A 14,263-nucleotide genomic window follows, 5' to 3' on the forward strand; every position below is an offset into this window, starting at 1 on the left:
ATATGAAAAAAGAGGTCTATTCTTTCTTTACAATTCCTGATCTGTGCTAAGGGCATTTTTTAACAGGGAAGCTTTCACTCTGTCATAGCATTCCTCAAAATCGTCATCCTGAACCCGGATTACGGTCAGACCTGCACGGACAGGAAGCAGTGCCTTGGATACCTGGCTCATCATCTGATATCTTAATTCCTTTAAAATGCGCCTGCATTTTACCTTCATATCTTCTTCTTTGATATTCCGGCACAGAATCAGGATTTCAAAATCCCCATCCAGGCACATGATATCGTCTTCTCTGAAAAACCGCTTCATGAACAACGCCTGTTCCAAAAATACCTGTCTTGCCGAATTTCCTGCCGGATAAGTGCTTCCACCGTGAAAGGAAAACAGCAAAAGACCTGAAGTTAAAAATCTGTGGCGTGACAGATAATTCTGCATCCTCCCCACTGCTGCATCACGGTTCTGGAAGAACCGTACTCCCTCTGGCAGTACCGGAGTTCTGCATTCCTCCACCTGACTATACAACTCGCCAAGCTCCTCAATATCCAGCATCACTCCATAAAGGAAGCTGTCCCCTGATTTCACGGACAATCTGGAATGGCAAAGAATCCATTTGTACCCGTTGCGGGTCAGGATCCGGTACTCAACGCCCTTTAAGCTCTCATCAGGACTTAAGGTCTCCGTCATGAGCCTGATTTTTTCCCTATCACCCGGGTGTATCATATTTAAAAGACGATTTTGGAAGAGCTCATTCAGCTCATTACTGCTATAGCCGAGTATCTCAAGGAATCGGGGGCTTGTATACAAAAACTCCATATCTCCGGTTTTTCTGCAGCGGTAATATCCCCCCAGCATACCAGAGCTTAAAAATTCCAGCTCGTCATTTTTAAACCGCAGGGTTCTGTTGGCTTCCTGAAGACGCTTCTGTGCCAGTACGGTATCGGTAATATCCATGCAGGCGCTTACAATTGCAAATCTTCCGTCTTCCGCCTGTACCACCCGGCCCTTGGCCACCATCCACAGCCAGGTTCCATCTTTTTTTCTCAGCCTGTGACGGAACGTGTATTCCATTCCCGGAGCCATAAAACGAAGGGTATTCCCCTGTATCATGTTTAAATCTTCCGGGTGCAGAAGGTTTCTTCCCAGCCCATCAGTCTCCCTGGCAAATTCCTCATAAGAATCGTAATTTAAAATACGAAGCATCTCATTATTGGCAAAATACAAAGGCAGCCCCTTATCACAGTAAACTCCGATTAAACCGCCTGGTGCCATCTGGGCAAAAACCGCGCTGGCTGCCCATTGATTCTCTTCTGCAATATTATTAAAGGATATATTCTTACCGGCAATCTTCAATACATCTCTTAACATATTCTGGGAATCTTTCAGCTTCTGCCTCTGTTCCATCTGCTCTGTGGCATCCCTTACCGCTCCATAGTAAAGGCGGTGATCATCCTGCTCCCGTAAAAAGAAGACGCGCAGATGCACCCACATTAATTCTCCGCTGGTGCGGTAACGGCGAAACGTTCCTTCCGCCCCCTGAAGAGGATTGTTATAGGCCTCCTCAAAAATATTCAGGACCCAGTCCATGTCCTCTCTGTATACCTTGTTTAACACATACCGTTTCCGTTCTTCCATATCAATTGGATTATCTCCGGTCACACGGTAATATTCCTCATTCACACGGAGAATCTCACAGCGGTCCTCGTAGATCTCATACAATGCAATGGCGCCAAGCATGTTATTAAGCATGGCTTCGCTGATGATATTCTCGTTAAACAGATCTTCCAGCTTCAGCTGCTTTAGCTGCCGTGCCTGAATACCTCTGTAATCTAAATTGTTGTCTTCATCCAGTAGTTTTTCTAATACGTGTACCGGCAGGGGCTCATGGTAATAAAAGCCCTGTCCGTAAATGCAGCCGATATTGATGAGAAAATCAACCTGTTCCTTTTCTTCCACACCCTCTGCTATGACCTTTAACTGCATCACTCTGGCCATACGGACAATGGTCTCTAAGATTCCCATCCCTCTTCCCTTGCTGTTCTCGTTCATATCAAGGAATTTGGTATCAATCTTGATTACATCCACATTCACATCCTTTAACATGTTTAAGGATGAATACCCGCTTCCAAAATCGTCCATGAACACGGGGAAACCGGCCCTGCGCAGATCTTCCACAACTTTTCGGATCAGATCATAATCTTCCGCATAGGCACTTTCCGTAATCTCAATCTCCAGATATTTGGGATCGATCTCGTAGCGGCTTACCAGCTGTTTAAACTTCTCTACAACATCAATGGCATAAATATCCATGCGGGACATATTTACCGAAATGGGGATGGGACGCCTTCCTTCTTTAATCCAGGTGCTTAGCTGTCTGCATACCATCTCCCACACATACACGTCAAGATATGTAATAAAGCCGTTCTGTTCCAGCAGCGGAATAAATTCTCCGGGTGATATCACCCCTCTCTGGGGGTGCTGCCATCTGACCAGGGATTCCAGACCGATAATCCTGCCTGTCAGCATATTGCACTGGGGCTGGGCATAGAATATAAATTCCTTCTTCTCAAGTGCCCGCTGAATTTCAGAAAGCAGAACCTGGTCACTTTCCATCTTCCGCTTCATTCCCGGATCATACCAGCCCACTCGTTTCGTATAATTGCCCTTCACAGAATTAAGCGCTATGGCAGCCCTGTCGTACATCATGCTTACCGGGAGACTTAAATCCTCAACCCGGTACACACCAAACGCAGGCATAAATCCCGCGTTGCCCCCATACTGCTTGGCATAGATGTTAATCACATCCTCCAGTTCTTCCAGCACGGACAAATCTTCGGGAATGAGGATAACAAAATCATCTCCGCCCATATAACCGGCGACAGAAGAGTAAAACTTCTCGATCTCTTTTAAATAATCGCCAATTCTTATTAGGAAACGATCCCCTTCCTCTTCTCCGTACCATTCATTAAACAGCTTAAAATGTTCAATATCGATTGCCACCATAAAGAATCCGGTAGAATCTGTATTTTTTAAAAGATAATCCGCCTTCTCAAAAAATGGACCATAACGGTAAAGACCTGTCATGGAATCCGTCTCTTCCCTTATCTCCCTGAGCCGTCTTTCCTCTTCTTCATCCTTTTTCTTTCGCTCATCGATATCCTGGATATAACACATAATGATGGCATCTTTATCCGGCTCTTCCCCGCTGCGGAATAAAACAAGAATCAGATTCATCCAGCAGTATCCGTCACCTGGCATCTTCCTGCGGAACTCTCCCCTTAATACCCGGTCACTGTCCCTCAAACGAGAGGCCATGGATGATAAATCCCAAAATTCTTCAAAGCTCTGCTTTTCATCGGGATGCACCATGAAATTCAGTGTTTCCGTGAGAATCTGATCCAACCGGCCTTCCTCAGGAGACAATTCAAGCTTTTCACTATCATGAAATAAAACTTTATAAGTATTCGCTAAAAAATTAAGTTCCAGCAATCCGTCATATACCGTTGACTCAGTCAGATAATAGAACAGATTTTTATTTTTTTCATCTACCGGCCGTGACATAATAAGCCTGCAGTTTTCACTGCCCGGCCAGTCAATCTGCCCGGAAGAAATTGCCATCCAGGCCTGAGAGGCAGTATTATAAGAAATCACCGGACCGCTGTTCTCACCTGTCCAGGGGCAGTCCGTACAGGGAGCTGATTTTACTCCTATTCCTTGATAGCAGTGCATTCCTACCTGTAAATTCGGATAATATAATTTTGCCATATCATTCAGATATACAATCTTGTAATCCTGGTCAATTATGTAAATACCAGCTTCTCCGTTTTCACACGACATACGCTTCATAAGCTCCCGCCTCTCCTGCAATATATCTTCTTTGCAGTAACTAAATTAAGGTATATTATAGTATGAAAATGTAGTTTTCGTCAACACGTTAGCAATATACCGCAGCAGAATTTTTATTCATAACAAATCATAATTATTCACATTTTATCAAATACCCGCACAATTCTTTTAATAATACTAAAATTTTTTTAGGCAATTTTTTCCTGTTTCCATGATAAACAGGGAATTTTACGTTCCTGGAAATTAAGCCTGTCTTGGATTATGTGACGAAATATTTTTAATTTCAGGGTTTAATATGCAAGGAATTTTTCTTATTTTATTAATAAATATTTTTATGGGATAAGCAAAAAGCATGACAGCCGCTTCTGCTGTCAAATTTACTCAGACGGCTTTCTGCGACGGCTGTCATGCCCAATTATCTCTTTTTACTGAAGTGCCTTTACCTGTTCTGCAAATTCATGAGACAGGGTAAATCTGCCTACATAACCCACTTCTCCTGTCATGAGAACACTGTAATCTTCCTTGATTTCCACTTCCAGAACCCCGCCTGGCATATGCACATACATCTTCGGGTCTGTCAGCCCCATACGGTATGCAGCTCCAGCTGCTGCGCAGCCGCTGGTTCCGGAGGCAAGGGTATAACCAGCTCCTCTTTCATAGATCTCGATCTCAATGTTGGTGCGGTCCAGCACCTTTAAAAGCTGGGTATTAATCCGTTCCGGAAAATACCCGGCATTTTCAGAATGTTTCCCGATCCGGCATACAAGATCCTTTGATATATCATTTAACCAGATTACACAGTGAGGATTTCCGATGCTTACACAGGTAACGCGGTAAGGGATGCTGCCAAACAGCATGGTTTCATTTAAAACCTCTCTTCTTGGGCCTGTAACAGGTATTTCATCGCTGTAAAAGCTGAGTTTACCCATGGAAACTTTAATCTTGGTTCCCTCTTCGTTTAAATACTGGATGGTCTGCTCTCCGCTTAAGGTGTTGATTACAAACTTATTTTTCTGGACATAACCGGCATCCTTTAAATATTTTCCGAATATCCGCACACCGTTTCCGCTTAACTCCGCTTCACTTCCATCGGGATTTAATATTTTTACTTCCAGCTTATCCTGCCCCATGATGGGTCCAACCAGCAGCCCGTCTGAACCTACACCAAAATTCCGGTCACAGATCAGCCGGATATTTTCCTTTGTCAGTTTGCATTCATTTTTATTGGGATCAAAAATAAGATAATCATTTCCAAGACCATGATATTTTTCCAAAGTTATATTCATTCTAATGCCCCTTTCCCATGTCTGACTATTAAGTCACACAGTTCCTGATAAGAGATTCCTGCAGCTTTTGCTTCCTGGGGAAGTAAGCTGTAAGGTGTCATCCCCGGTAATGTATTTGCTTCCAGACAGTAAATACTGCCATCTTCTTTCATCATAAAATCCACTCTGGAGTAATAACCAAGTGAAAGAACCTTATGTACTTTTACAGCCAGATCCGCCAGATGATCCGCTTCCTCTTTTGAAAGACTGGCAGGACAGATCTCCTCCGTCTTACCCGGCTGGTATTTGTTCTCATAATCATAAAAGCCGCTTATGGGCTTAATCTCAATAGCCGGAAGTGGTGTTCCTCCAAGTATACCCACTGAAAATTCCCTGCCGGTAATTTTCGCCTCTGCAAGCACCGTGTTTTCACAGGAAAATGCAGTCTCAAGTGCCTTCTTCCACTGCTCTTCCTCTTCCACCATGGTTACTCCAATGCTGGACCCGCAACCGCATGGTTTGACAACACAGGGATATACAAAAGGCTCTGTCCCGGCTCCTTTTTCATAAAGTCTCCATTCGGGAGTTGGAATATTCTCCTCCCGCATTAAAAGCTTAGCCAGATGCTTATCCATGGCTTTTAAGCAGCCCTCGAATCCGGTTCCCGTATAAGGAATCCCAAATCCGTCCAGAATTGCCTGAATCTGGCCGTTTTCTCCTGCTCCTCCATGAAGTGCCAGAAAAACCATCTCCGACTCCATACATGCTTCCATCACCCGGTTTCCCATAATTCCACGTAAGCCGCCCTTCCGTCTCACATGTTCTAAATCGGGAGCACTCTCGCCAATGTGACTGGAAAATTCCATGCCGTCTTCTAAACGGTAAAACCGGATTTCTTCCCCGTCCGGAATTCCCAGATAAGAATCTATCAGACATACTTCATGCCCCTGCTCCATCAGTGCATTTGTAATCATGGCTCCTGAGGATAAGGACACTTCCCGTTCCGGGCTGTATCCGCCCGCCAGTACTGCTATTTTCATCATTCATTCCTTTTCATTCCAGTATTTGATTGATACTATCTATTATAGACAGCACTTTCCAGCATTTCTATTAATATAATGCTTTATATATTGCAAATAGTGTTGTATTATAAAACGGAAGGGAGGTGTCACCTGCCACAATGATTAACTATGAAAAACGGGGCTATCTAAACAGCAATTTTAAACTGTTCCACCTTATGGACGAAGGTAAGCAGAGCTATGATTACCACTATCATGATTTTGATAAAATAATTATTTTTATCCAGGGATCTGTTACATACCGGATTGAGGGCTGCGCCTATTCTCTGGAACCATATGATATCATTCTGGTAAGCCATAACGACATACACCGGCCGGATATAGCAGCTCACATTCCTTATGAACGAATCATTGTCTATCTTTCACCGGGATTTTTAAACGCATATCAGTCAGATGACTATGATTTAAGCGCCTGCTTTCAAAAATCCAGAGAGCTCCATTCCCATGTACTGAGAATCCACTCCATGGAAAAGAGCAGTTTGTACCGGACATTAACCAATCTGGAATATGCCTGCACTCATGACGGCTATGCAAAAGATTTATACTGCCAGGTAGTCTTCCTCGAATTTATGATTCAGTTAAACCGTGCCTCTCTGACAAACAGAGTCCAGTATCTGCCACCGTCTACCGGAGATGCCAGGATTTTAAGTATCATGGATCACATTAACAGCCACCTGACAGAAGACATGACCGTGGATTTAATTGCAGAATCATTTTTTATCAGCCGCTATCATCTGATGCATCTTTTTAAAGAAGAGACAGGCTATACCCTCTTCGATTATATTACGGAAAAACGCCTTCTGCTGGCAAGAGAACGCTTAAGAACCGGCATTTCCGTTACCGACGTATGTTTTTCCTGCGGATTTAAAAATTATTCTACGTTCTCCAGAGCTTACAAAAATAAGTTTCACATCTCCCCATCAGAAACCATAAAAGAGGATACCATTTTATTATAATATAACTGCCAGACATAAAACATGCGCATGAATCCGGTCATTTGCCAGATCCATGCGCATCTTCCTATGAGTATTCTTTTATTCATGCCTTCCGTTATTCTTCCAGGAACAGAACACATACAGTGCACCAGTCAGTGCGAAATAAAACCAGGTTGCAGGGTTGCTGTACCAGGTTGTAAAAAATGACAGAATTAAATACATGGCAAACTGGGCATAAAACAGATAGCCGATTGGATTTCTTACCCGCTTTACAAGCCGCATCAGGAAAAATGCCACGGCTCCCAAAATACAGCTGAACAAGATGACTCCCACGATGCCAAAATCATAGAAGGAATCGTAAAAAAGAGTCACTGTAGTCAGTTCTTCTTTGGTTACATAAATAGGAAAATCCACCAAAGCAGGTACCAGGAATTTTAATCCGGAAAGCGCCCATAAAGGAAACAGCATTCTAAGTCCAAAGGTATGGGATGGAAGCCATTCCACCAGGCAGTTAAAATTCTCATAGTTATTGGCAATATACATATATGGCTGTGTGATGAAAATAGGCATCTGACTGTATTTCATCTGAAAAATACCGTTTAAGTAGGTAACATCATGACCTCTTGCTATGGTAAGAATCACATAAATAGGGATCATTCCAAGTAAAAGCCCCACTCCGTATATGATCTTCAGCCTGTGCTCCATGGCAATATAGGTAAGAATCGCCAGACCTACAGCCAGGATCAGCTGAAAACGGGAAACACATAATACCGGAATCGCACAGGCGATTAAATCCATCAGCACAGTAATAACCAGCCTGAATCCGTTTCTTCCCTGCTCAATGCTGAAATACAGCACAGAAAGAGCCGGTACCAGAACGCAGGACACAGTAAAATAATGAATTCCCGTGATGTGGAATGTGGAATAGGCATGAGGCATTCCCTTAATGAAAAATGGGATAAATCCCAGGACAGCAGCCTCAATTAAAAATGCACCAAGGGACAGTACCGTGGTCAGCAGCATAGCCAGAAACAGAGGTTTTTCGTATCCTTTAAAACTAAACCAGCTGGAACGCTGTCCTCCTGCAGAGCCCTGTGTTCTGATCATGAATTCAAAGGTCATATAAAACCCTAAGTAAGCCACCAGAAAACAAAGCCAGGTAATGATACTCCAATCAGAAGAAAGCTCTGAAAGCTTTAAGCAGGCAACGCCCTCTCCGCCTACCCAGAACAAGGAAAACAATCCCCGTAAATGAATGATATTCTCCGTTCTCCTGTAATCATACCAGTAGAGAAAGAGTGCCGCAAGCATGAGGATTAAACCGGAAAGCCAATAATAACCGGCTCTTGCAAATAGATAAGATGCTGCATAACTGATCAGATAAACGCTCATCGTAACATATCCCCTTTAGTAAATAATCGCCTTTTCACCTTTTTTCGGAAAAAATGCAGCCGCCTTAACGGCAACAGCTGCATTCTTTCCCATTCATTCCATTAGGAACGGCTAATAAAATCTTTCATATAATCTTCTACTTCTTTTACAGTAACGAACGTCATGGCCTGCTCGGCTACTTCCTTAAGCTCCTGTGTGCTGTATCCGGTAATCAGCTTTCTTGCATTTAAAATAGCAGAAGCACTCATACTGAACTCATTTAAGCCAAAAGCAAGAAGAAGGGGGATCAGCATGGGATCGCTTGCAGCTTCCCCGCACATTCCTACCATAATTCCTTCTTTTCTTCCGCACTCAATCACATGGCGGATGCTTCTTAAAACAGCCGGATTCAGAGGTGAGTAAAGGTAAGATACCTTGTCATTACCACGGTCTACAGACATGGTGTACTGTGTCAGATCGTTGGTTCCGATACTGAAGAAATCAACTTCTTTTGCAAATACATCTGCCATCAGCGAAGCTGCGGCTGTTTCCACCATAATTCCAACCTGAATATCTTTTTTATAGGATATGGATGCTTCATCCAGTTCTTTCTTAATCTCTTCAATCAACGCCTTTGCTTCCCGGTATTCCTCAAGACAGGTTACCATTGGCACCATAATGCGGATATTACCAAATGCGCTGGCTCTTAAAAGGGCACGAAGCTGGGGACGGTAAACATCATCCTTGCGGTCCAGGCAGAAACGGATTGCACGATATCCAAGGAATGGATTCTCATCCTTTTCCAGACCCATATACGGAATCTCCTTGTCTCCGCCGATATCCAGAGTACGGATAATAACCGGCTTGCCGTTCATGGCTGATGCTACCTTGCGGTATGCTTCAAACTGTTCCTCTTCGGTAGGCATGCTGGTCCGGTCCATAAAAAGGAATTCCGTACGGAACAGGCCAACGCCTTCTCCGTCATACTGAAGAACTTTATCCACATCTTCCGGTTTTCCAATATTTGCAACCAGTTCAATGGTCACTCCATCTTTTGTCACTGTTGGTTTTCCAATGTACTGTTCCAGTTCTTTCTTTTCTTTTAAGAATACATCTCTTTTTGCGGTATACTCTTCTCTTACTGCCTGATCCGGGTCTGCAAATACCACTCCCTCTGATCCATCTAAGATAAGTTCTGTACCGTCTGTAATCTGGCTCATGATGCCATCTAATGCAACAACTGCCGGAATCTCCAGGGCTCTTGCAAGAATCGCACTGTGTGAAGTCTTTCCACCCAGTTCTGTCACAATACCAGTTACATTGGCAGGATTAATTCCAGCTGTCATGGACGGAGTCAAATCTCTTGCCACAATTACACTTCCTGCCGGAAGAGCTCCGATATCTACGGAACTGACTCCCAGTAATATCTTTTGCATACGGGTCTTGATATCCCTCATATCGGTAGCACGCTGCTGCATCAGTTCATCTCCCATGGAGGCAAACATATCTGCATACGTGTTGCATACAGTCTCAATTGCAAATTCGCTGTTAACCATCTCCCCGGTAATGGAAGTTTCAATTTCACCTACCAGCATGGGATCTGAAAGCAGCAGAAGATGTCCGTTAAGAATCTCCGCCTCCTTTTCTCCCACTCTTGTGGCAAGATCCTTTGCCAGAGCGTCGGTTTCCTCCATCGCCTGGTTTACAGCCCTCTGAAAGCGGGCTTTTTCCGCATCCACATCTGTGATTGTGTCTTTTTTGATCTTCAGTTCTGTCTCTTCTACGATAACGGCTTTCCCAATTCCGATTCCCGCAGATGCGCTTGTTCCTTTAAACATAAAATCCTCCTTATTAATTAAAAAATGATAAAATCTATTCGCCAAGGCCCCCCTCAACAGCCTTGATCATGGTAGCCAGAGCTTCCTCTTCATCTGCTCCCTCACAGACAAAGGTAATCTCATCGCCGCTTTTTACGCAGGCTCCCAATACGCTGAGTACACTCTTTGCATTGGCAGTGGTGTTCTTAAATCGAAAACTCACCACTGAATTAAAGTTCATGGCTTCCCTACAAAGAATCCCTGCCGGTCTCAGGTGCAGACCGGTAGGATTCTTTATAACAACTTTAGCACTGACCATACTGAATTCCTCCAACTTTTCTTCATAATACCTCAAAAGGCCCTTTTTACTGTGACGCACTTTCTGATGTGCTTGACACAGTGGTTTCCTGCGTCTGTGCAGGTCCTGTGTGCTCCGGCTCAGTAGCTACCGTTACATTAAAAGGCGTGTAAACGGTAATTTCAAACCCTTCCGCAATTTCAAAATGAAGCTGTCCGGGATATGTGCCTGGATTTAAATCGGAGACTTCAAGTACTGCATTTAGATTTTCTTCTTTCAAAGCATCCAAGTCTTCTTTGAGCCCCTTTACGGTAACATCACAGGTCTGTTTATCGAAACTATAGCTGTAATCCGCAGACATGCCCTTTTTATCAAGCTCATTCAGCTGAAGGGTAAATACTCGGGTGGTCAGCGGCTCCACCTTCAGCTTAACGGATACATCTTTATATTTATCACCTGCTAGGGTGGTATTCGGCGGCAGATACTGGCTTAAATCCAGCTGTACCACTTTATCCTTTGTGGCACCGTCAATATTAAGTTTATCAGAAGATACTGCAATGGACGTAAGAGAGGCAAGCACCGATTTGGTTCCTACCACTGAAACAGACTTAACATCTGTCTCAAGTCCTGTATAGCGGTATCCTTTGGCAACCTGACCCGTAACCTCGTAATTAAGAGGGAGCTCCTTTGCCTTTAACATCTGGACATAATAATCAATCTCCGGTTTATTAACAGTCACCTTGTTTGCAAGATCCAGCTTATTGCCATTTGCATCATAAAAAAGAGGTGTCCCTGAGGAACTGAAATCCGAACTCACATTATTGTTAATCTGGATCTCCACTCCCATGTGATTAATCAGTCCAATTACCGATTCCGGCCCTTCCACTGTTACATTATCCGGTACCAGATTAATGGTGCCAGGTCTGTAACCTTCTTTTCCTGTTCCTTTGGTATCCACCTGCAAATCAAACTTTTTGGTCTGCAGCTGTTCCGCTTTAATCCGGATTACCATGGGCTTCGCCGTAATGGTATCGCTTTTTACCAGACTTTCTTTATCTTTATTGATCTCTACTGTAATAGGAATAGCACCCGTTACATTATAATCCTTTAAATCAACGTACGCATGAAAGTCTGATGCTTTTACCAGAGAACGGTCTCTGGTTCTCACCTGATAGCTGACTGCCACAACATCCTTGCCATCAATTTCATAGGTTAAGTTTGCCGCCTTTAAAGCTTCCTCGTTACGGACTTCAACCGTAACAAGCTGGGAATCGTTAATGACCGGGTTTGATATATTCACCACTGCCATCCATACCCCAAGCGCAAGCACCAGCGACGCAACTTTCAGTCCAAGGTTATTTAACAGCTTTTCCTTCATTCTTACGCCTTCCCTTCAAAATCCTGAACCTGCTTCCTTCCTCTCCCGCCTGCTTGACTCCTGCCAGAATGGTTCTCAGCATATCTGCATCTGCTATCCGCTTTAATCCTCCCTCTAACGCAACCGTTACCCGTCCGGTCTCCTCAGAAACCACGATGGTCAGGCTGTCACTGACTTCACTGACTCCAACCGCTGCCCTGTGTCTGGTTCCCAGATCTTTACTGATGGTCATGTTATCAGACAGAGGAAGATAACAGGTCGCTGCTGCTACCCGGTTTCCCCGGACAACTACAGCACCGTCATGAAGAGGGGTATTATGCTCGAAGATATTAATAAGAAGCTGGCTGCTGACAACTCCGCCCACTTCGATTCCAGTCCGTTCAATCTCTTTTAAGGAATCGCCGCGTTCGATCACAATCAGGGCTCCTGTCTTAACTTTCGCCATCTCAAAGGTGGCTTTCACCAGTTCATTAATGGTCTTATCAGTAAATCCGGAATTGTCTCTTCCATCGTCAAACGTAAGAATTCCGGTAAATGGATTCTTGCTTCCCAGCTGTTCAAGCGCCTTGCGAAGTTCCGGCTGGAAGATCACAATTACCATGGTTACTGCCGGAGCAGCAATCTTATTGAGTATCCAGAAAATATTATCCAAACGAAAAACATAAGCAAAGACATAGAAAACAAAGATTACTATGATCCCTTTTAACAGGGTCCAGGCTCTTGTATTCATAATCCAGGTCAGAAGCTCATACAGCAAAACAGCTATGATAATAATCTCAACCAGATTCGTCTTTGAAATTCTGGGAAGGAATGATACCCAGGAATACATCTTATCTAAAAAATTTGCCATGTGATCCACCTCCCTTTTTGTTCTTCTTACCTTTGCGGTCTCTGGAGCTTTCTGGCATTTATTTTTTGAACTTTTACATCAGGGGTGCTGACTGTCAGCTTTGGAACCGCCTTGACATAATAATAATAGTCATCATCTTCAAACTGTACGTACTCCGTACGCGTATAATCCACTGTAAAAACGAAAAAAGTATAAATCCCTGCCAGTATGAGGGAAACAAGCACTCCTCCAAAGAGCCCAAGTACCGATACCGACACATCTGCAGTGATATCCCCGATGAAAATAACACTTAGCTGTGCTATTGTACCGGCGATAATCGCCACTACCCAGGAATAATCCATAGACAGCCCTTTGATTATCACCACAATTAACAGTGCCAAAACAAAAGCAAGCACCATAATTAACATCAGTTTATTGGCCAGCAGGCTTTTCATCAGCTGCATGAACTTCTGCATCTCATCCGTGGACAAATCATTGGTCAGAACTCCTGCATTCTGTTTTACATACAGAAGGGTGAAATAGATAAAAACACCGCATCCCACCGGGATAACGGAAACAATTCCTCCGGAAAGCCCTACAATCAGTGGGATCGCATAGGGTATCTTTAACAGGAAAAATACCGGTGTCAATACCAGAAGATAGCTGTCTCCCGGCTGGAAGCCATAATACAAAAGTCCAACCACCAGTATAAACACAGCCATAACCAGAGTAACTTCCAGTGAAATACCTGATAAATGGGCGAGCATAAAGCAGGCTGCCACAAAAGAAATAGCTCCATAAGGCAGAAATGAGCAGACCAAAGCCAGAACCAGTGGTATCAACGGTTCTGTCAGTTTCGTCATAAATCCAATATTCTTGTTCATTAAAGAAAATGCCAGGAAACTGAATATAAACTTGATAACAGGAGTGATATAGATTCCATACCTTGCATAAAACTCTTTCAATCGTTCTCTTAACACAAGAAGGCCCATCATGATGTACGCCCTCCTTTTATTCTTTTTATTGATCTGGTGTTTCCATCATAGCGCTTGTCCAGTCTCTTTAATTTTGCCAGATAAACCTTCATTCCCCGGCTTGCATATTCGTAACGCTTCATATATATATAGATGCTGATCCCAAGATATGCCCCGAGACCGACAGCATAAATGATACCAATTCTGATACCCGTTCCTGTCAGGCTCTTTAAATCCATGGTATTCAGCCACCGCTCCATGTAATAAAGTCCCCATAAAAGAAGACAGGATAAAAAACTAAAGGTGTAGCTGAAAAAGGAGCGGAACAGCTTGCTGCTGACATAGTCACTTTTGAAGTACCGGTTAATCGGAAATATTCTCTTACCTTCATGTTTCTCAAACATCGCGAGATTAGTCATGATTTTAATTTTTTCTTCACTCAGCATATAGTCTCCTCACTATACCATAAGATAT

11 protein-coding genes are annotated in these 14,263 nt (G+C 43.5%); 1 reads left to right on the forward strand and 10 read right to left on the reverse strand.

The window, feature by feature from the left end; genetic code table 11:
* Window positions 1–27: 27 nt before the first annotated feature.
* The 3 genes from BXY41_RS11205 to BXY41_RS11215 all read right to left on the reverse strand — a co-directional run bounded on the left by BXY41_RS11205 (window position 28) and on the right by BXY41_RS11215 (window position 6,151).
* Window positions 28–3,843, reverse strand: coding sequence for an EAL domain-containing protein (locus BXY41_RS11205; protein ID WP_104436928.1), 3,816 nt, complete (start codon window positions 3,841–3,843; stop codon window positions 28–30).
* A 425-nt stretch (window positions 3,844–4,268) separates the two neighbouring features.
* Window positions 4,269–5,129 (reverse strand): diaminopimelate epimerase, encoded by an 861-nt coding sequence (gene dapF, locus BXY41_RS11210; protein WP_104436929.1) that lies wholly within the window; start codon window positions 5,127–5,129, stop codon window positions 4,269–4,271.
* The gene (locus BXY41_RS11215; RefSeq protein ID WP_242980166.1) at window positions 5,126–6,151 is read right to left on the reverse strand and encodes a D-alanine--D-alanine ligase family protein; all 1,026 of its coding nucleotides are present in this window, start codon (window positions 6,149–6,151) and stop codon (window positions 5,126–5,128) included. Before BXY41_RS11215 ends, dapF begins: the two co-directional genes overlap by 4 nt.
* A gap of 137 nt (window positions 6,152–6,288) precedes the next feature.
* Between BXY41_RS11215 and BXY41_RS11220 the strand changes: the two genes are divergently transcribed.
* Entirely contained in the window at window positions 6,289–7,143 is an 855-nt protein-coding gene (locus BXY41_RS11220) for a helix-turn-helix transcriptional regulator (RefSeq protein ID WP_104436931.1), read from the forward strand.
* 78 nt (window positions 7,144–7,221) lie between these two features.
* Here BXY41_RS11220 and BXY41_RS11225 read toward each other — a convergent pair whose 3' ends face one another.
* The 7 genes from BXY41_RS11225 to BXY41_RS11255 form a co-directional block, all read right to left on the reverse strand.
* The gene (locus BXY41_RS11225; RefSeq protein ID WP_104436932.1) at window positions 7,222–8,514 is read right to left on the reverse strand and encodes an O-antigen polymerase; all 1,293 of its coding nucleotides are present in this window, start codon (window positions 8,512–8,514) and stop codon (window positions 7,222–7,224) included.
* Window positions 8,515–8,615: 101 nt separating this feature from the next.
* Window positions 8,616–10,331, reverse strand: a complete 1,716-nt coding sequence (gene ptsP / locus BXY41_RS11230; protein ID WP_104436933.1) for a phosphoenolpyruvate--protein phosphotransferase — start codon at window positions 10,329–10,331, stop codon at window positions 8,616–8,618.
* A gap of 34 nt (window positions 10,332–10,365) precedes the next feature.
* Window positions 10,366–10,629, reverse strand: coding sequence for an HPr family phosphocarrier protein (locus tag BXY41_RS11235; protein WP_104436934.1), 264 nt, complete (start codon window positions 10,627–10,629; stop codon window positions 10,366–10,368).
* A 46-nt stretch (window positions 10,630–10,675) separates the two neighbouring features.
* Window positions 10,676–11,986, reverse strand: coding sequence for a CdaR family protein (locus tag BXY41_RS11240; protein WP_104436935.1), 1,311 nt, complete (start codon window positions 11,984–11,986; stop codon window positions 10,676–10,678).
* Window positions 11,964–12,836: a diadenylate cyclase CdaA gene (cdaA, locus tag BXY41_RS11245; protein ID WP_104436936.1), complete on the reverse strand. Its 873-nt coding sequence runs from the start codon at window positions 12,834–12,836 to the stop codon at window positions 11,964–11,966. The genes BXY41_RS11240 and cdaA overlap by 23 nt, the downstream gene beginning before the upstream one ends.
* Window positions 12,837–12,862: 26 nt before the next feature.
* Window positions 12,863–13,810, reverse strand: a complete 948-nt coding sequence (locus BXY41_RS11250) for an ABC transporter permease (protein WP_104436937.1) — start codon at window positions 13,808–13,810, stop codon at window positions 12,863–12,865.
* Entirely contained in the window at window positions 13,807–14,235 is a 429-nt protein-coding gene (locus BXY41_RS11255) for a hypothetical protein (RefSeq protein WP_104436938.1), read from the reverse strand. The genes BXY41_RS11250 and BXY41_RS11255 overlap by 4 nt, the downstream gene beginning before the upstream one ends.
* Between the last annotated feature and the right edge of the window lie 28 nt (window positions 14,236–14,263).

The sequence above is a fragment of the Lacrimispora xylanisolvens genome (assembly GCF_002934545.1).
GTDB lineage: Bacteria > Bacillota > Clostridia > Lachnospirales > Lachnospiraceae > Lacrimispora > Lacrimispora xylanisolvens.